Annotated in this window: 3 protein-coding genes; 2 read left to right on the top strand and 1 reads right to left on the bottom strand. The window is 66.1% G+C overall.

Translation table 11 applies throughout. The annotated features are described in order from the left end of the window. Positions 1 to 113: 113 nt before the first annotated feature. Positions 114 to 470 carry a hypothetical protein gene (locus ACFWBF_RS37290; protein WP_385609273.1) on the top strand — a complete coding sequence of 119 codons (357 nt, stop codon included), beginning with the start codon at positions 114 to 116 and terminating at the stop codon, positions 468 to 470. Beyond that, positions 467 to 757: a hypothetical protein gene (locus ACFWBF_RS37285; protein WP_385237704.1), complete on the top strand. Its 291-nt coding sequence runs from the start codon at positions 467 to 469 to the stop codon at positions 755 to 757. Before ACFWBF_RS37290 ends, ACFWBF_RS37285 begins: the two co-directional genes overlap by 4 nt. Here the strand turns inward: ACFWBF_RS37285 and ACFWBF_RS37280 are convergent. Next, on the bottom strand, positions 747 to 1,088 hold the full coding sequence (locus ACFWBF_RS37280) for a DoxX family protein (protein ID WP_385609272.1): 342 nt from the start codon (positions 1,086 to 1,088) through the stop codon (positions 747 to 749). The two genes, ACFWBF_RS37285 and ACFWBF_RS37280, sit on opposite strands and share 11 nt — an antisense overlap. Positions 1,089 to 1,510 lie beyond the last annotated feature (422 nt).

The following is a 1,510-nucleotide window of genomic DNA, read 5'->3' as shown; positions in this document are numbered from 1 at the left end:
AACAATCATTGTGGGAAAGCCCCGCACCTTTAATGGTGCGGGGCTTTTCTGCGTTTACGGGGGGTTCTCGAGGCACGGCTGGGTATCCTGGCCGCGTTCCCCTGGAGGACACCATGACAGCAGAGCAGCTGGAAGACGGCGGACCGCTCATCCCCCAGCCGGCCATGACGCGGGAAGCCCTGCGGGACGCCGTGCGACGGATCGACATGCCGAGCCTCGCCGTGCTGGACAAGGAGTGCAACGAGGCGTTCGACCGGGCCGCGGAGACCGGCGCCATCAACCCGTTGCGGTTCTTCCTGATCAAGTGGGCCACCCATGTGGCCATCCACCGTTGGCCGGCGCGGTCGGCCGCGCTCCACGACGCGGAACGTATCGCGGGCGACCCCACTGCGACGGAACCGGAGTTCCGGGCCGCGATGGAGACCAGCAGCCGCATCCTCGCCGAGGCCCAGCGGGAGATCGGCCAGTGACCTTGCGCGGCGAGGGAGTCGAGAACGACAGCGGCTGGGCCTGGGAGTGCGATCCCAGCCGACTGTGGGTCCTCGGTGACATGTCCGTGGAACACCAGAAGCTCGTCACCGCCGTGATGGACGGCCTGGTCGACCTGGCGGCGATGGCCATCGACCCCAAGGACGGCAGCCTCTACGAGGACCCGCACCCGATGCGACTGCGTACGTACGAGGACGAGCACCTGATGGTCTGGTACCAGACCATCCCCCACCGCAGCCGGGTGTACCTCAAGCGCGTCAACCTATGAGGGCGAGTGCTGCGACCGCGGGGGCGGCGTAGATGAGGGGGAAGGGGATGTGGGCGTACGAGCGGGCGCGGATCACGGTGATGACGGCGCCGGTGAAGTAGAGGACCAGGCCGACCGCGGCGGCGATCCCGATCGGCTGGACCGCCAGTCCGACGAGGAGGCCCACGGCCCCGGCGGCCTTGGCGACGCCGAGCCAGGTCCACCAGGTGCGCGGGACGCCGTACTCGGTGAGCGGCTCGACGACCCACTTGGCGTTGAAGAAGACCGAGCCGGCCGAGAAACCGGCCAGCAGCGCGCCGAACAGGGTCACGATCACGTAGGCGGTCGACATCAGAGGTGCTCCGATCAGGGGTCTTACGGGGTTCTTGCTTCCGACACCCCTCTGACCCGCCGCCCCTCCCGTATGTGACAGCAGCCGCCACCGAACCGCGACCAGCCGACAGCGAAGGCGGCGGCAGCACCGCGTTTTGACTCCCTCCTCCGGCGTGATGTAGAGTCAAACGGTTGCCTGGAGCTGAAGAGCTCGGCAGCATCCCCCAGGAAGTGAATTCTGAACGGGGGGCCTTCGACTCCTCATTCAGGAACCTGAAGCCGGGAAATCCGGTGGAAAACTTCTGATAGAGTCGGAATCGCCGGAAAGGGAAAGCGCGAAAGCGCAGGAACTGGAAAGCGAACCCGCTTCGACCGGGAATCGGACACGAAAGAGTCTGATAGAGTCGGAGACACAAGAACGAAGGAAGCGCCCGGAGGAAA

Source organism: Streptomyces sp. NPDC060028 (assembly GCF_042736725.1).
GTDB lineage: Bacteria > Actinomycetota > Actinomycetes > Streptomycetales > Streptomycetaceae > Streptomyces.
The sequence above is the reverse complement of the archived record's forward strand: the minus strand, read 5'-3'. Positions and strand labels throughout refer to the sequence as shown.